14 protein-coding genes are annotated in these 16,924 nt (G+C 43.4%); 6 read left to right on the forward strand and 8 right to left on the reverse strand.

Annotated elements, in window-relative coordinates; translation table 11 throughout:
• Positions 1 to 84: 84 nt before the first annotated feature.
• The gene (locus tag SFC25_RS09965; RefSeq protein ID WP_411215119.1) at positions 85 to 2,145 is read left to right on the forward strand and encodes a bifunctional diguanylate cyclase/phosphodiesterase; all 2,061 of its coding nucleotides are present in this window, start codon (positions 85 to 87) and stop codon (positions 2,143 to 2,145) included.
• 18 nt (positions 2,146 to 2,163) lie between these two features.
• Here SFC25_RS09965 and SFC25_RS09970 read toward each other — a convergent pair whose 3' ends face one another.
• Positions 2,164 to 2,634 (reverse strand): nucleoside deaminase, encoded by a 471-nt coding sequence (locus SFC25_RS09970; protein WP_411215120.1) that lies wholly within the window; start codon positions 2,632 to 2,634, stop codon positions 2,164 to 2,166.
• Positions 2,635 to 2,813: 179 nt separating this feature from the next.
• Between SFC25_RS09970 and SFC25_RS09975 the strand changes: the two genes are divergently transcribed.
• Positions 2,814 to 3,146 carry a winged helix-turn-helix transcriptional regulator gene (locus tag SFC25_RS09975; RefSeq protein ID WP_411215121.1) on the forward strand — a complete coding sequence of 111 codons (333 nt, stop codon included), beginning with the start codon at positions 2,814 to 2,816 and terminating at the stop codon, positions 3,144 to 3,146.
• A 151-nt stretch (positions 3,147 to 3,297) separates the two neighbouring features.
• Complete coding sequence (locus tag SFC25_RS09980; RefSeq protein ID WP_411215122.1) at positions 3,298 to 3,600, forward strand: hypothetical protein; 303 nt, start codon at positions 3,298 to 3,300, stop codon at positions 3,598 to 3,600.
• A gap of 220 nt (positions 3,601 to 3,820) precedes the next feature.
• Here the strand turns inward: SFC25_RS09980 and SFC25_RS09985 are convergent, their stop codons facing one another.
• Complete coding sequence (locus SFC25_RS09985) at positions 3,821 to 5,182, reverse strand: FAD-binding oxidoreductase (protein ID WP_411215123.1); 1,362 nt, start codon at positions 5,180 to 5,182, stop codon at positions 3,821 to 3,823.
• Positions 5,183 to 5,531: 349 nt separating this feature from the next.
• On the opposite strand from SFC25_RS09985, the gene SFC25_RS09990 reads away from it, so the two are divergent.
• Together SFC25_RS09990 and SFC25_RS09995 are read left to right on the forward strand one after the other, a co-directional pair.
• Positions 5,532 to 7,223: an NAD-dependent malic enzyme gene (locus tag SFC25_RS09990; protein WP_411215124.1), complete on the forward strand. Its 1,692-nt coding sequence runs from the start codon at positions 5,532 to 5,534 to the stop codon at positions 7,221 to 7,223.
• 107 nt (positions 7,224 to 7,330) lie between these two features.
• Entirely contained in the window at positions 7,331 to 8,296 is a 966-nt protein-coding gene (locus SFC25_RS09995; RefSeq protein WP_411215125.1) for an AEC family transporter, read from the forward strand.
• 37 nt (positions 8,297 to 8,333) lie between these two features.
• Here SFC25_RS09995 and SFC25_RS10000 read toward each other — a convergent pair whose 3' ends face one another.
• From SFC25_RS10000 to SFC25_RS10025, 6 genes are all read right to left on the reverse strand, one after another.
• Positions 8,334 to 8,480 (reverse strand): hypothetical protein, encoded by a 147-nt coding sequence (locus SFC25_RS10000; protein ID WP_411215126.1) that lies wholly within the window; start codon positions 8,478 to 8,480, stop codon positions 8,334 to 8,336.
• A 155-nt stretch (positions 8,481 to 8,635) separates the two neighbouring features.
• Positions 8,636 to 9,235, reverse strand: a complete 600-nt coding sequence (locus tag SFC25_RS10005; protein WP_411215127.1) for a nitroreductase family protein — start codon at positions 9,233 to 9,235, stop codon at positions 8,636 to 8,638.
• Between the two features lie 165 nt (positions 9,236 to 9,400).
• A complete protein-coding gene (locus tag SFC25_RS10010; protein ID WP_411215128.1) occupies positions 9,401 to 10,963 on the reverse strand; it encodes an AbgT family transporter in 1,563 nt (520 codons plus the stop codon).
• A gap of 22 nt (positions 10,964 to 10,985) precedes the next feature.
• Positions 10,986 to 12,425 carry a M20 family metallopeptidase gene (locus tag SFC25_RS10015; RefSeq protein WP_411215129.1) on the reverse strand — a complete coding sequence of 480 codons (1,440 nt, stop codon included), beginning with the start codon at positions 12,423 to 12,425 and terminating at the stop codon, positions 10,986 to 10,988.
• Positions 12,426 to 12,650: 225 nt separating this feature from the next.
• Positions 12,651 to 14,366, reverse strand: coding sequence for an ABC transporter ATP-binding protein (locus SFC25_RS10020; RefSeq protein WP_411215130.1), 1,716 nt, complete (start codon positions 14,364 to 14,366; stop codon positions 12,651 to 12,653).
• 136 nt (positions 14,367 to 14,502) lie between these two features.
• Positions 14,503 to 15,387: a Cof-type HAD-IIB family hydrolase gene (locus tag SFC25_RS10025; protein WP_411215324.1), complete on the reverse strand. Its 885-nt coding sequence runs from the start codon at positions 15,385 to 15,387 to the stop codon at positions 14,503 to 14,505.
• Positions 15,388 to 15,574: 187 nt separating this feature from the next.
• Here SFC25_RS10025 and SFC25_RS10030 point away from each other — a divergent pair, with 187 nt between their 5' ends.
• Entirely contained in the window at positions 15,575 to 16,921 is a 1,347-nt protein-coding gene (locus SFC25_RS10030) for a sugar porter family MFS transporter (RefSeq protein ID WP_411215131.1), read from the forward strand.
• The last annotated feature ends 3 nt before the right edge of the window (positions 16,922 to 16,924 follow it).

Raw genomic sequence — 16,924 nt, forward strand, 5'->3', positions numbered from 1 at the left:
CAATGATATTGGTTTGCTTTTTCAAACCTTGGGTATACAATATCCCTATGACTATTTGACTATATAACAACTCGGAGGTTTTCCATGCAGGAAGTCACTGGTACATATAACGTCACCTTTGTTGTCGTTTCTATATTTATTGCCATTCTTTCATCCTATATCGCCCTGGATATGTGCTCCAGGATAAACCGTACAACAGGCTGGCGAAAATTCTTTTGGTTCATTTCCAGCTCACTCCTGATGGCACTAGGCATCTGGTCGATGCATTTCTTATCTATGCTGGCATATAAGCTGCCCGTGGTAGTTACTTATGATCCCGGCATTGTCATTTTATCTGTGATTTTCGCTTTTGCCGGGACATCCATTGCATTTTATCTGGCTACCATAAAACTGACTGCGTTCCGGCTCTTTGCAGGAAGCATCTCTATGGGAGCGGCCATCGTAAGTATGCATTACACAGGCATGATGGCCATGCGCTTGGACGGCATGATGCATCATGGCGGACCATACTATTACTTATCTATCATAATTGCTATTATAGCATCCTGCGTCGCACTGCTATTGTTCCACTACTTCCAAAACCAAACTGGACAAACACAGCATCTACTGAAGTTTGCCAGCGCAATTACAATGGGCACTGCCATTTGCGGCATGCACTATACAGCAATGAAAGCAGCTGTCGTACACGTGAATAGCGGCTCTATTTTGCCGGAACCGGTGTTCACACCTAATAATATAAACCTAGCGATCAGCGTGATGCTCGTTATCCTGCTGACACAGGTATTAGCTTTTGTTTCCACTTCAACTGATCAAAAGCTGGCCGAACAAGCAGACCGATTACAATATATCGCAAATCATGATGAGTTGACGAATATTCCGAACCGCCGTTATTTCGAACAGCAGCTGCTTGGCTATTTAGAAGAGCGTACAAGTGAACCCGCCGCTTTGTTCTTCATGGATTTGGATCGTTTTAAAGCAGTGAATGATACGCTTGGTCATAAATTCGGTGACAAGCTGCTGCAGCTTGTCACATTACGACTTTCACGAATGCTCCCGGAACGGAGCATGCTGGCTCGGCTTGGCGGAGATGAGTTCACGCTGCTTTATCCAAATGCTAAAAAAGAAGGCGCAACACAGCTGGCACAAGCAATCATACAAAGTGTAGAAGAGCCCTTTTTCATTGAAGGCCGAAAAGTAACTGTCAGCACTAGCATCGGCATCGCTTTGATTCCAGATAACGGAACAACCAGCAAGGAAGTGATGCGATTTGCCGATATCGCCATGTATTTAGCCAAAGAAAGCGGCAGGTCGAATTACAAGTTCTTTGCCAATGACAGCTTGCATGACTCCCAGCCTCTTTTACTGGAATCAGAATTATGCAGCGCCATTGCCAATGGAGAAATACAAGTGTACTTTCAGCCCAAAATGGCAAGTTCCGGCGACCGAGTATATGGTGTTGAAGCCCTATGCCGCTGGGTTCATCCGACGCATGGCATTATTCCGCCCGGTCAGTTCATTCCTCTGGCAGAAAAGAATGGAGATATCATCGCACTAGATAAGAAGATGATTGAACTTGTCTTTGATGAAATGGATAAAGAGGCGTTCAGGGATCTGCATGTTGCGGTTAACATCAGCACCCAGCAATTTTATAACAATCGCTTCTTAAGCTTCATTCGCAAACAAATAGAGAAATATCCGGAAGTAGATGTAACGAAACTGGAAATCGAGATAACGGAGGAAACTGCTATTCAGGACGTGGAAGGTGCTGCCCATACAATTATGGAACTGAAGAAATTAGGCATCCGAATCGCGCTGGATGACTTCGGCAAAGGCTTCAACAGCCTAAACTACTTAAAACAATTGCCTGTCGACACACTAAAAATCGATCGTGCCTTCATTGCTAATCTCCCTGAGGATTTTCAGGATCAGGCCATTGTCTCTTCTATCGTAACGTTAGCAAAAAAGCTTCAGCTTTCTATAGTGGCAGAAGGGGTGGAAAGCCAAGAACAGCTGACGTGGGTGCAAAACTTACAATGTGATTATGCACAAGGTTATATGTTCAGCAAACCGCTGCAAGTATCAGAGTTTCTAACCTATCTTGACGCTTTCAATGCAGCACATAAAAATAAGGCGACCCTTGTATAGAGGGGTCGCCTTCCTTTTTTAATACTCCACCTTATCTTCTTTCTCCGTCCATGCTTTCATTGGATCAGCGGTCTGATCATCACGAAGCTGCACCGTATAAATCTTTCGTTCCTCATACGGTTTTTCAATTTCCTGATAGATGAAATCGTCATCGAAACCAATTGCTGCAGCATCTTTTTTCGTATAAGCGAAGTACAATGCTTTCGGGCGAGCCCAATAAATTGCTCCCAAACACATCGGACAAGGCTCACAGCTGGAATAAATGATACAGTCCTCTAGCTCGAAGTGATCCAAGTTGCTTGTCGCATTCCGTATAGCTTGTATTTCCGCATGTGCCGTTGGATCATGCAAGCTCGTCACCAAGTTGGTTCCTTCACCGACGATTTTCCCATCCTTGACGATGACAGCACCAAAGGGGCCGCCCTTACCGCTGTTCACATTCGCGACTGCTAATTTACACGCATAATCTATGTAATAATGATGATCCATCTTATCTCCTCCTACATCATACTTTCCTTTTAATTATAGAATTTTTCTTAATTTTTAGCCAGAAAGTCTGTATAGAATCCTCTGCTTGTAGGAACAATATACTTGTTACTTTTCGTAACCTCATATATAATGAAAAACAACAGATGAAGTATACAGTGTTTTTACAGAGGTGATGATAGATGAAATCCGAAGAATTATGTCCACGCTTTGAGTCAGGAATGGAGCTTTTAAGCAAACGCTGGACTGGCCTTATCATTTTCCGCCTCTTAGAAGGATCACAGCGATTCTCTGAATTAGAATCGTCCCTGCCGATCAGCGGCCGTTTGCTTTCCGAACGTCTTAAAGAGCTGGAAGCAGCTGGCATTGCAACAAGAACAGTATATCCGGACACTCCAGTCCGTATTGAATATGAACTGACTGAAAAGGGTCATGCATTGCGCCCTGTGATTACTTCCATAAGAGAATGGGCGGAAAAATGGGTTACACCGGACGAACCAGCCCCAACAAAATAATATTATTCCAAGCAACCTGCCCTTTTGATAGGACAGGTTTTTTTATTCACCACAATGTCCGAATAGTAAGAATATTAATAAATAACCATTTACAATCTCCCACAATGGGTATATAGTAAAGAAATCAAAACGGATAGGAGGTGGGGAGGAAATGCAACGTAAAGCTGCTCTTTTGTTTAGCGGACTCGTGCTGTCCATCATGGTGCAAGTAATGGTACTGCATCCAATGTATCATTGGGAAGCAAATGATATACAGGCACAGCACGTCGTCATCCATAAGGCCGATTTGCCGGATGATGAAAAACACTGGTTCCCGATTATTGCACAAACAGCAGTCCTGACTTTTCTGCCTGTACTGCTTGTCATAAGTATGACGCAAGCACGTATGATGCAGACTAAACAGGCGGTCCGGCATTTCCTGCTGGCCGTCTTCTATCAATCGAGTTACCGCTGAATAGTCTTCCCTTTTGCTTGAAGGTTTCTTAGCATTCCAAAGGAGGGGACGAAAATGTTTGTGGCAAGAGCGATCATCGTCGTAGCATTTTCCATTAGCGCGCTATCCATCTTTGCTTTCCAAGGCATTGAATTGGTGCACGCAGTAACAGACCTATTCAGCAAAAAAGGATAAACAAAAAAGAGCGTATTCTTGAGGGGGAATACGCTCTTTTTCTATATCAATCAACTAATTTGCCAGGATTCATGATACCTCGAGGATCAATTGCTTTTTTAATGGTCCGCATCAATTCGTAAGCTGTGCCGTGTTCTTTAGGCTGATAGCTCTTCTTACCCACTCCTACTCCATGTTCACCTGTGCATGTTCCATCATGCAAAAGCGCATAGTCCACTATTTCTTTATGGAGCTGCTTCGCTGCAGTCACTTCATCTGCATCATCAAAATCCGCCATCGCAATGATATGGAAATTTCCGTCGCCTACATGCCCGACAATACCTGCTTCCAAGCCGCTTTCTTTAACCGCCTGCCTTGCGTGCAAAATTGCCTCCGCAAGCTCTGATATCGGCAGGCATACATCTGTGACAAGCATTCGTTTTGTTGGTGCAGCCTGTATGTAGTAATAAGCAAGATTATGCCTTGCATCCCATAACCGTTCCTGCGATGCCTGATCGGTTTCTGTAAGGAATTCCGCCACTTGGAATGGTTTCAGTAACTCCTCCATCCGCTTGACTTGATGTTCAAGATGCTCGACCTCTCCATTCAATTCGAAAAAAATGGTAGGCTGCTCGATATAAGATGTATCTGCGAACCGATTGACATGGGCCACGGAAGCCGCATCAACAAACTCAATCCTTGCAAGATCGAGTCCTGCGGTACGAAGTCTTACTACAGCATTAACGGCTTCTTCAAAATCATTGAATACAGCACGGGCCGCTACACTTGCCTCAGGTATTGGATACACGCGGAGAGTGAGTTCTGTAATGACGCCTAGCGTACCCTCTGAACCGGCAAATAAACCTGATAGATGCAGTCCGGAAGAGGACTTCACAGCTTTTGAACCTGTATGTATGATTTTCCCACTCGGTAATACAACTTCCATATCCAATATATTGTTCCGCATAGTGCCGTATTTGACCGTGTACGAACCGCTTGCATTCGTGCCTGCCATCCCGCCGAGTGTTGCTTCAGCTCCAGGATCTACACTGAAGAATAATCCATGCTTTTTCAGGGCATCATTCAATTGAAACTGTGTCAAACCTGCTCCGACAACGACAATACCCTCCTTATCTCCGACTGTCTTGAGGTCATTCATCAAACCTAAATCCAGAGAGATTCCTCCGTCATATGGTATTGCGTGACCTTCCAGACTGGAGCCTTTTCCAAAAGGAGTAACCGGTATTCCATGTTCGTTGGCAAACGAGAGGATTGCGCTGACTTCTTGTGCATTTTCCGGAAATACGACGACATCCGGATTGGCCGCCGGGTGATAGGATGCATCATGGTTATGCTGGCTGATAACTGCTGCCGCTGTCGATATCCTCCCTGGGTGAATCAATTTGTTCAATTCTTTCACAATGTCCATGACTATATCCCCCTTCAATCTTCTACAAACAAGCTTATCATGAAGGTAACATTTTAAAAAGCCGAACAGTCAGAATAATTAAATATAATAAATCAAACCGCAAGATGTATATTTTTATAAATAAAAAAAACAATAAAAAAGTAAAAATCAAATTTACTTCACATCAGTAAAATACTTTGATACCGCGGTTTTCCTGACGGCTATTTAGTATGTGAAATATCACACAAACTAATTAAATGCAATAGCTATTTTAAATACTTTGTTAAAATTGATTAACAATTGATTAGTGATAGAATTGATTGTGGCAGTTACAAAAGGTAAGTAATCATTCGAAAAGGTGGAATCAGATATGAACACATATCGCAATAACGAAGATGGATCTATATCCACTTCTCTAAGAGGTAAGAACTTAATTTCAAATCCTTTTCTAAATAAAGGTGTTGCTTTTACTAAAGAAGAACGAGCTGAGCTTGGTCTTGAAGGTGTTTTGCCAGCAACCGTTCTAACATTGGATGAGCAAGTAAAACGCGCTTACGAACAGTTCAATGCACAGCCTAACAATTTGTTGAAAAACAACACTTTGAACCAGCTGTACAACCGTAACGTTGTTCTTTACTACCGTCTATTGACTGATCATCTAAGCGAAATGCTTCCAGTCGTTTATACTCCAACTGTAGGACAAGCTATCCAGGAATACAGCCATGAGTACCAACGTCCAGGCGGTGTTTATCTTGATATCAACAACCCGGACAACATTGAGCAAGCTTACGACAATACATTGCTTAATACAGATGAAATCGATTTGATCGTAGTAACTGACTCTGAGAGCATTCTTGGAATTGGTGACTGGGGTGTCGGCGGTCTGAATATCGCTATTGGTAAATTGGCTGTTTACACAGCTGCTGCTGGTATCGACCCTAACCGCGTACTTCCTGTCGTAATTGATGCTGGTACAGACAATGAAACATTGCTTAACGATCCACTTTACGTCGGTAACCGTCATAAACGTGTACGCGGTGAGCAATACGATCAGTTCATCGATGCCTTCATCAGCAAAACAGTTGAGAAATTCCCTAACGTACTTCTTCACTGGGAAGACTTCGGTAATCGTAACGCACGTAACATCATCGATAAGTACGGCGACAAAATCCTTACTTTCAACGATGATATCCAAGGTACTGGCGCAATCACACTTGCAGCTGTTATGAGTGCTTCCAAAGTTACTGGCACACCAATCAGCGAGCAGCGTGTAGTTGTCTTCGGACCTGGTTCTGCTGGTATCGGTAATGCAGACCAAATCGCGGCTACTATGGTACTTGACGGTATCTCTAAAGAAGACGCATTGAAAAACTTCTGGGCAATCGACCAGCGTGGTCTTCTGACTGATGACATGGACGGCATTGCTGACTTCCAGAAACCTTACCTTCGTTCCGCTGATGAAGTGAAGGACTGGAATAAAGAAGATGGCATCATTGGTCTTGCTGAAGTTATCCGCCAAGTGAAACCAACTATCTTGATTGGTACATCTGGCCAAGCTGGTGCTTTCAGTGCAGAAATCATCAAAGAAATGGCGAAACACGTTGAGCATCCAGTAATCATGCCTATGTCCAACCCGACACCACTTGCAGAAGCAATTCCAAAAGACTTGCTTGAGTGGACTGACGGTAAAGCACTAATCGCAACAGGAAGCCCGTTTGACCCTGTTGAGTACAAAGGTACTACTTACCATATTGGTCAAGCAAACAACGCATTCGCATTCCCTGGTCTTGGACTAGGATCTATCGCTGTTAAAGCGAACTTGATCACAGCTCCAATGTTCGCAGCAGCAGCGAATGCAATTGCAGACATGGTTAACAGCAACACACAAGGCGGCTCTTTGCTTCCAGCAATCGATGAGCTTCAACCAGTTTCAACCGCTGTTGCAGAAGCAGTTGCCAAAGCTGCAATCGAAGATGGCGTATCTGATGCAAAACCTGAAGAAATCAAAGACCTAATAGCTAAATCTGTTTGGAAACCAGAATACAAATCCATCAGAGGCTAAGCCTTTAAACGTATTTCTAATGGTGCAGGTGACTCCTTCCAAAAGGAGGCACCTGTATTAATTTTGACAACATGAGCAATATAACTACTGTAGGGAGTGGAAAGAACATGAGTTTTGGTGAAATTTTCATCATACTAGTCCCGATTTTCTTCGTTATCCTTCTTGGATTCATCGCAGGGAATCGCGGCATTTTCAACAAAGAAACATCTAAAGGGATTAACACACTTGTAACTAAAATCGCGTTGCCAGCACACTTATTCGTTGGTATTACAACAACTTCACGTGAAACAATCTTTGATAAAGCTTCATTCCTTGTTGCTTTGTTAATTGGTGTTATTGGATTCTTTATCGTTTTGCTTCTTATCACAAAATGGACTACTAAATATGACTTTGTTACGTCAACGATGTTCTCACTGAATTCAACACAACCGACATTCGCCTTTATGGGTATCCCAGTAATGGGAAGTATCTTTGGTGCAGACGCCATCGCAATTCCGATTGCCCTTATGGGTATCATCGTAAATGCTGTGCTTGACCCAATGTCTACTATCTTCGGTACTATCGGAACTCGTAATAAAGATGCTGAATCAGCTGAAAACAAAGAGAGCCTATTCAAAGTAACAATGAAATCCATTGCACACGGTCTTACAGAACCGCTTGCATGTGTACCGATCATTGGTCTTATTCTTGTTCTAGTATTCAACTTCCATCTTCCGGAACTAGGCGAGAAATCTCTTGACCAAATCGGGGATGTTGTATCTGGGGTTGCACTATTCGCAGTTGGTGTGACAATCGGTATCAACAAAATCAAACTTAGCTTCTCTGCATTTTCAATTGCTATTCTAAAAGCAGTTGTTCAACCGCTTGTAATGGTGGGAATTGCACTTGCGCTTGGTTTGGCACATAATGATTTCGTTCAAGCAGTATTGCTTGTATCTTTCCCAGGTTCTGCTGTTGCAACTATGATTGCAATTCGTTTCAAGAGCTTGGAAACAGAGGTTGCATCTGCTTTCGTTATCAGTGCGATCTTGTCTATCGTCACTTTGCCATTCTTGATTACGGCAATCATGTAAGAGAAAAGGAGTATCCCAATAAGGGATACTCCTTTTTTTATTTAACAGCAGGAAGGTCATCTGATTTCGACAATTCATCTCGCAAGTAATCCATGTATCGCTCCAAGGTAGTCAGAATCTCATCTCGTTCATCTTCCGACAAGTCACCAGCATGCTGCAACTTTTTGTATGGATATGCACTCACTTTATTTCCTTCCTTTCGTAATATTGATAGTGGTAGCTATTATATACCCCGGCTTTCCACAGGAAAAACGTATGTAATATATTTGTAACAGAATTTTCAAATAATTATACCTAAAAAAAGTGCTATTGTCCATAAATGACAATAGCACTTTTTTATTATTTTATGATTTTAACGCGCTCTTCCAGCGGTTTGAATTCCTTATCCCCAGCTGGCATGGTCGGTGTACCGAATGGCATTTGACCGCGAAGCTTCCAATTGGATGGAATATCCCATTCTTTTTGAATTGCTTCGTCCACTAGCGGGTTATAGTGCTGCAGGCTTGCACCAAGGCCTTCCATTTCCAATGCAGTCCAGACAACAAGCTGATGCATACCAGAAGTCTGTTCAGACCAGATTGGGAAGTTTTCCGCATAAAGCGCGAATTGTTCTTGCAAACCTTTTACAACAGTCTCATCTTCAAAGAATAGAACCGTACCATATCCATTACGGAAAGATGCGATTTTTTCTTCAGTTGGGGCAAAGTTATCAGCCGGCACAACCGCACGAAGCTGCTCTTCTGTAAGATCCCAGAAACGGTCATGATTATCTCCAAGAAGCACGATTACACGTGTGCTTTGAGAGTTGAACGCTGATGGTGTGTATTTAACTGCAAATTCCACAATTTCCTGAATACGATCATCAGAAACCGGAGATTCTTTTGATAATCCGTAGATGGATCTTCTGTTTTCCAACGCTTTGAAAAAACCTTGAGTCATTATATATCCCTCCAAAAAATGTATTACCGCTTGATAGCATTCCCAAGTAGCCAACAGCTTATTAGTTACCTATGATAATTTGGTTACTTTCGGTAATTAATGTATCGCATTCTAAAGAAAACGTCAATAAAAAAGGGCGCAGCATATACCTGCACCCTAAATTTCTTATAAGCGAATATCGACCCCTGGACCAACCTGCAGCCCAAGCAAGCTCCAAACGACGAACATAATGATCCAGGCAATCAATATGATAACTGCAAATGGCAGCATGAGCGACATCAACGTACCAAGTCCTGCTCGTTTATCATAGCGCTTCATGAATCCGAGCAGCATTACGACATAAGGGCTCATCGGAGACAGAATATTAAACGCAGAGTCTCCTATACGGAAAGCTACCTGCGTATAAGCCGGATCATAACCCAATTGGTAGAACATTGGCAAGAACACCGGAGCAAGCAGTGCCCAAAGTGCAGATCCACTTGTAATAAACAGATTGACGATCGCGCTGATCAATGTAAAGCCAACCATCGCTCCTACACCTGTCACATTCATATTCTCCAAAGCAATACTTCCGTTTACCGCGATGATCGTACTTATATTTGTCCATTCGAAATATGCGATGAACTGCGCAGCAGCAAAAACAAGGACAATGAAGCCAGACATCTCTTTCATTGCAATGCCCATTTTCTCCGGAATATCGGATATCTTCTTCAAGGTACCTGCAGTAAATCCATAAGCAACAGCCAAAATAATGAAGAGGACTAAAATCAACGGAACGATATTACTTAAAAATGGTGAAGGGATAATCGTGCCCTCTTCCCCACGCAGAATACCATTGGACGGAACAATGAGCAGAGAAACAAGGATGATATAGATCCCGGCAGCAACCAAAGCATTCCGAATACCGCGCTTTTGCTCTGGACGAAGTTTTTCTATTTGCTCATTCAGGATGCCTTTATCCGCAAAAGAAGGATCATAATTGCCCAAACGCGGTTCAATCAATTTCTTAGAAACAAATGAAACAACAAAGACGAGCATGATAGTAGATGCAGCCATGAAATACCAGTTATCAAGCGGTGAAACTGCACGCGCATCAGGATACTGTCCTTGAATGACTTCTGTTGAGATACCTGAGAGCAAGACATCCGTTCCCGCAATCAGGAAGTTTGCCGTAAAACCAGCAGATACAGCAACAAAGGATGTCAGGAGTCCCGCAATCGGATGCTTTCCGATAGAATAATATATCATTGCGGCAAGCGGCGGTATAATTACCATTGCAGCATCCGAGGCAATATTTCCTAAAATACCTGTGAAAATAATCATATACGTTACAAGACTCTTCGGGATATTCATTACCATCCCGCGCATTACCACCTCAAAGAATCCTACATGCTGCGCAAGCCCGATTCCAAACATCATAACTAACACAAGACCAAGCGGAGCAAATCCTGTGAAGTTCTCCAGCATAGAGGATAAAGCGAAAATCAATCCTTCTTCCGATATCATGTTGTTTACTTCCACTACCTCATTTTCCGGTGTGGTGACGGATACACCAAGCGCGCTCATAATCCAGGAAACAATGGCAATAAAAACTGCCAGATAAATGAAAAGCATAAATGGATCAGGCAGCTTGTTCCCAGCCCGTTCTATCGCTGAGAGAAATCTTAAGACCTTCCCCTCTTCTTTTTGAGGCTTTTGCGAGCCGCCATTCTGTGTTTGATTTTCCATCTCTTTACCCCCAATCTGTTAGTTAAGCTAAAATGGTTGGCTTGACACCATCCGGGATAGGACTCGTATATCCATTTGGCCCTAGTCGTTTTTGCAGTTCAAGCTTCGCAGCTTCCAGCTCTTCCGGTTTATCAAATAGAGACAATGCAGTAGCCGCCATTACCTCAGATGCATAAAGCATTCCTTTTTGAGCCAGAGGCGTTTTGCCCTGAGATACTACTTGCCATGTATGCAATGGTGTACCAAGGGCAAAGCAAGCTGCATGGAACTGGATAGTAGGTGTTATTCTGCTCACATCTCCTACATCAGTTGAACCGTATTGGAAATTGTCTGCATCATGATAAGGAATTGGTGTTGCAAGGATTGGTGATGCCTCCATTTCCTCTTCCCACAATCCTGCATCCTTGCCGATAAGCTGCAGGATGGATCGCTTATCGGAAGCGATATCCTCTTCACTTAGCGTCGTTTGAATACCTCTTGCAAAATCAAGTTCTTCTTTTGAATATTCAGGTACCTGAACTCTTTCCACCTGTTCCTGCATCACTTGTTCAAGGACTGTATTACGGATGAAGCCGGAACAAGCCTTATCAAATGTTATCTCCAGCTCTGTTTCTGTCATCAGCGCAGCTCCTTTGGCAATCTTCACTACACGCTGGTAGATACTTTCTACTTGCTCTGTTTCCGGAGCCCTGACCAAATACAGAACTTCCGCTTCTGGCTGGACAACGTTTGGAGAAACACCCCCAGCATTCGTAATCGCGTAATGCAAACGTGCATCCTGTATAACGTGCTCCCGCAGGAAATTGGAGCCGATATTCATCAGCTCGACTGCATCCAGCGCACTGCGCCCTAAATGAGGCCCGCCTGCTGCGTGTGCACTTTTACCTTTGAATTTGAAATAGACTTGATAGTTGGCCAGCGTCTCGGCTCTTTGGACCCCGCTATGCGTAAATGGATGCCATGTAATAGCTGCATCTGCATCATCAAAGACGCCTTCTTTAGCCATGAAGGTTTTGCCTGATCCACCTTCTTCTCCTGGGCAGCCATAGTAACGAACAGTACCGCTCAATCCGTTCTCCTGTAAATACTCCTTTACTGCCAATGCTGCCCCAAGTGCACTTGTACCAAGCAAGTTATGACCGCAGCCATGACCTGCACCTCCAGGTACAATCGCTTTCTGTTCAATCACACCAGCTTCCTGACTCAAGTCGGATAGCGCATCGAATTCACCTAAAAAGGAAATTACAGGTTTTCCTGTACCAAAGTTTGCTACGAATGCTGTTTCGATACCTGCAATACCGCGCTGGACGTCAAACCCTTCCTCTTCCAGCACTTCCGCAAGGAGCGCTGCTGATCGTTTCTCTTGAAAACGCAGTTCCGCGAACTCCCAAATACGTTCACTTACCGTGCATAGTTTTTCCGCTTTATTTCTTATAAGACTATCAATCGAAATAGTGCTCATTAGCTCTTCCTCCTATGTACGTAAAATCCATGTAAGCTTTCCTTCCCTGTGATGTTACCTAAATACAAGCAAATCCGCAATAGAATATCGTCAAAAAAATCTAATAATTCTAATTTCATTGTAAAATATTCTAACATAAAGGTAGGGAAAACGCTTTCATTTCTTACAAAAAAAACAGGAAGTTACTTCTCCCTCATGGAAGAAAACTTCCTGTTTTTGAGTGAATCAATGAGCGAACTGCGCATCATAAAGGCGGCGGTAAGCACCCTCTTTTTCCAAAAGCTCGTTATGCTTTCCTTCTTCCGTTATACCTTGTTTGGTCACCATGATGATTTTATCAGCGTGCTTGATTGTTGCCAAACGGTGGGCAATTACTAAAGTGGTACGCCCCGCTGACAACTCATCCAGCGCTTCCTGTATCTTGACTTCCGTTTCAGTATCCAATGCGGATGTTGCTTCATCCAGTATAAGAATTGGCGGATTCTTCAGGAATACGCGGGCTATTGAAATACGTTGCTTCTGACCGCCGGAAATCATCACTCCACGCTCCCCTATGACGGTATCCAAGCCTTTCGGCAATTCAGCAAGAAAATCAGTCAGCTGGGCTCTTCTAGCCGCTTCCTCGATTTCAGCATCAGTAGCACCCAGCTTGCCGTATGCGATATTCTCCCTTATCGTACCGCCGAACAAGTATACATCCTGCTGTACGATGCCGATTTGACTGCGCAAAGAGGCCAATGTCATCTCGTCAGTCGGAAGACCATCAATGGTGATTTCCCCCTCATTCCGCTCATAAAAGCGGGGCAGCAAACTGCATATAGTCGATTTACCCGCTCCAGATGGACCGACAAAAGCGACCGTCTCCCCTGCATTTATAGAGAAACTGATATTTTTTAGAATTGAACTGCCTTCTTTGTACCCAAAAGAGACATTATCATACCGGATATTCCCTGTAAGGCCATCAACATGCTTGGCATTTGGTGCATCCTTAATATCAGGATCAAGCCGCATGATGTCCATATAGCGCTGGAATCCTGCGATTCCTTTTGGATAAAGCTCGATGATTGCACCGATTTTCTGAATCGGCTGGAAGAATACATTTGTCAGTAGAATGAAGGCTACAAGATCTCCGTAAGACATCCTTCCTTCGATAATGAACCACGCTCCGGCAACTAACTGGAACACTGCAATGAATCGCATCAGCATATACGTGACAGATAAATTCAGCGCCATGATTTTATAAGAAAGTAATTTCGTCAGACGGTAACGTTCATTGTTGACCTCAAATCGGGCTTCTTCATGTGCTTCATTCGTAAAAGCCTGAACAACGCGAATACCGCCGACTGTATTCTCGATACGGGAACTGAAATCAGCTGTATCTTCGTTCATCCTTCTGGAAGCTTCCGTCATCTTCTTATTGCAATAGAGAACGATCCAGAAAAGAATCGGTACGACAAGCATTGTCATCAGCGCCAGAGGCCAATTGATGAAGAACATAATTGTCAATGCACCAGCAATCGTCATTAATGCAATAAACAAATCTTCGGGTCCATGGTGAGCCATTTCTCCAATCATGAACAAATCGTTCGTCAACCGGGAAATCAGATTCCCTACCTTTGTATTATCGAAGAAGCGAAAGCTTAACTTCTGGATATGCTCAAATAGCTGTTTGCGCATATCCCGCTCGATATTGATGCCAAGCTTATGGCCCCAGTAGGTGACTATGTATTGCGTGATTGTACTCAGACCATAGACAATGAACAGCAAAATACAAGCTGTCACAATCCAGTTCCAGTTTTGCGTCGGAAGCAATCGGTCGACCATCATATTCACGCCAATCGGGAAAGCCAGCTCCAATATGGCTACAAAGACAGCACTGCCGAAGTCCAGCATGAACAGCCGTTTATATGGTTTATAAAAAGCGAAAAACTCCTTTAACAAGAACCAACACTTCTTTCTGAGAATGATTATCACTCTATTCTACATGTTACAAGCAGCTTACGCACCCCTTTATTGGATAATTCATAACAATTAGCGGGAAATATAAAACCCGATGCAGCAATGCATCGGGTCTTCCTCATACGCCTTCTTCGACTCGGCGAAGCTCTTCCTGTTTGCCAGCGATCAGCTTATCAATAAAGTATGCTACACCAAGCTCATCATTCGTTTTTGTAACATGCGTAGCAATTTCCATCAGCTCTGTCATCGCATTCTTCATGGCGACACCGTTGCCAGCGACCTCAAACATACTGATATCATTCGGGCTGTCTCCAACCGCGTAGATATCTTCCTTTTGAATCCCATATTTTTCTGCAAGCATCGTAACTGCATAGCCTTTCCCAGATTTCTCAGGCAATATTTCAAGAATATGCTCTCCAGAAGATGTCACCGTTATTTTCGTATTCTGTCTGATTGCCTTATACACTTTAGCCAGATTCTGCAAATCGAAACTGAAGACAAGGATCTTGAATATCGTATTCTCATCAGTGAAAATATGGTCAATATTCGGTACGAAGCGTATGCCGGATTGCTTGAACTGGGACATGGCACCAATCCAAAGCTTCTCCAGGCTTTCATCAGGGTTGGCAGATATTACTTTGTCCAATTCTGCCTGCAGCTTCTCTTGCCCGTTATAAGGGGAAAGCAGCTCCGTTTCTGTATACACTTCAAAATAGATATCTTGTTCAATGAGGAATGTCGCGATTTCCCTTGCAAGTTCTTTTTCAAATGTAATCGTGTTTAGTAATTTATAGCCAACGTCGTGTATCGTACCGCCGTTGGAAGCAATGATCGGGATATCCAAATCATCTCCAACAAGGGACTTCACATCGAACGTTGCGCGTCCAGTACTGATGGAAACCAGCATATCCGCATCGATGGCACGCTTGATTGCCGCTTTATTTTCTTCAGGGATTTGACTCTCAGTGTTCAGTAATGTTCCATCCAGGTCAATTGCTATCATTTTTTTAGCCAAGCAAAAACCTCCTATTAACATTTTTATGTAGTCAATTCTATTACCAATAAATTATAATGGTTTATTGTGGGACTTTTCAATCGAGAGCAGATGGAAAGGTTTCATCTTATACCGAAAGAGGAAAAGGCTTACATATTATAACATAGTTTTCGCACAACTTAGGAGGTAGCAATATATGCAGAAAAAGCAATCCAATGGCTTATTGTATTTTTTTGGTGCACTCGGCGGCTTGCTGTATGGATATGATACTGGAGTAATCTCTGGTGCACTGCTATACATCGATGAAGACCTTGGCCTGAATTCCTTCACGGAGGGGCTCGTTGTAAGCTCACTATTGGTAGGAGCTATTATCAGCGCTGCCATCACTGGCCGTGTAACAGATAAAATCGGACGTAAAAAGACGATAATAGGAGCCGGGATCTTATTCCTTATCGGTGCATTAGCCGCTGGACTTGCTGCCAATGTGACCATGATGGTTATTGCACGGGTCATTCTTGGTTTAGCAGTCGGATGTTCCACGACAATCGTCCCGCTATACTTATCAGAACTTGCTCCAAAAGAAAAACGCGGCTCACTCGCTTCTTTGAACCAACTTTTGATTACAATTGGTATTTTGTCTTCCTACCTTGTAAACTATGCCCTGTCTGATGCAGGCGCATGGCGCTGGATGCTTGGACTGGCTGTTATCCCAGCACTCATCTTGATCATCGGTATGTTCTTCATGCCAGAAAGTCCGCGCTGGCTTCTAACAGCAGGAAAAGAAGAACAAGCACGCGCAATCCTGAAACGTGTACGAGGAGAAAATGCTTCGATTGATGAAGAAGTCTCCGAAGTTAAAAAAGCAGAAAAAGAAGATGAAGGCGGCATGAAAGAGCTGTTTTCCAGCTGGGTGCGCCCTGCATTGATTGCCGGAATGGGTATCGCTTTCTTCCAGCAGTTCATCGGTATCAACACGATCATTTACTACACGCCGATTACACTGGAGAATGCAGGATTTGCAGACTCCGCTGCTATTCTTGGTACTGTCGGTATCGGAGCAGTCAATGTATTAATGACAATCATCGCTATCCGTTTTGTGGATAAAATTAATCGTAAAACGTTGCTTATGGCAGGTAATATCGGAATGGTAATCAGCTTGGTCATTCTGTCCACCGTTAACTTGCTTGCACCTGATTCTACAGCTGCAACATGGGCAATCATCATCTGCCTCGGTACCTTTATCGTATCGTTCTCAACAACTTGGGGTCCAGTTGTCTGGATTATGCTTCCAGAGCTATTCCCAACAAAGGTTCGAGGAATTGGTACAGGTGTAGCAACCTTCGCTCTGCATGGTGCGAACTTGATTGTATCCTTGCTGTTTCCGATTTTGCTTAATGCGATTGGTATCAGCTACCTATTTTATATTTTCGCTGTCATCGGCGTCCTTGCCTTCCTATTTGTAAAATTCTTCACAACAGAAACACGCGGAAAGAGCTTGGAGCAAATCGAGCAAGATCTCCGAAAACGCAGCACTGCAGGATAAATG

Source organism: Terribacillus saccharophilus (assembly GCF_046592595.1).
Classification (GTDB): domain Bacteria; phylum Bacillota; class Bacilli; order Bacillales; family Amphibacillaceae; genus Terribacillus; species Terribacillus saccharophilus_C.

Bases quoted from the DNA above. Each gene is read 5' to 3' on its own strand.
- SFC25_RS09965 (WP_411215119.1), top strand. From the start codon at position 85: ATGCAGGAAGTCACTGGTACATATAACGTCACCTTTGTTGTCGTTTCT.
- SFC25_RS09970 (WP_411215120.1), bottom strand. From the start codon at position 2,634: ATGGATCATCATTATTACATAGATTATGCGTGTAAATTAGCAGTCGCG.
- SFC25_RS09975 (WP_411215121.1), top strand. From the start codon at position 2,814: ATGAAATCCGAAGAATTATGTCCACGCTTTGAGTCAGGAATGGAGCTT.
- SFC25_RS09980 (WP_411215122.1), top strand. From the start codon at position 3,298: ATGCAACGTAAAGCTGCTCTTTTGTTTAGCGGACTCGTGCTGTCCATC.
- SFC25_RS09985 (WP_411215123.1), bottom strand. From the start codon at position 5,182: ATGGACATTGTGAAAGAATTGAACAAATTGATTCACCCAGGGAGGATA.
- SFC25_RS09990 (WP_411215124.1), top strand. From the start codon at position 5,532: ATGAACACATATCGCAATAACGAAGATGGATCTATATCCACTTCTCTA.
- SFC25_RS09995 (WP_411215125.1), top strand. From the start codon at position 7,331: ATGAGTTTTGGTGAAATTTTCATCATACTAGTCCCGATTTTCTTCGTT.
- SFC25_RS10005 (WP_411215127.1), bottom strand. From the start codon at position 9,235: ATGACTCAAGGTTTTTTCAAAGCGTTGGAAAACAGAAGATCCATCTAC.
- SFC25_RS10010 (WP_411215128.1), bottom strand. From the start codon at position 10,963: ATGGAAAATCAAACACAGAATGGCGGCTCGCAAAAGCCTCAAAAAGAA.
- SFC25_RS10015 (WP_411215129.1), bottom strand. From the start codon at position 12,425: ATGAGCACTATTTCGATTGATAGTCTTATAAGAAATAAAGCGGAAAAA.
- SFC25_RS10025 (WP_411215324.1), bottom strand. From the start codon at position 15,387: ATGATAGCAATTGACCTGGATGGAACATTACTGAACACTGAGAGTCAA.
- SFC25_RS10030 (WP_411215131.1), top strand. From the start codon at position 15,575: ATGCAGAAAAAGCAATCCAATGGCTTATTGTATTTTTTTGGTGCACTC.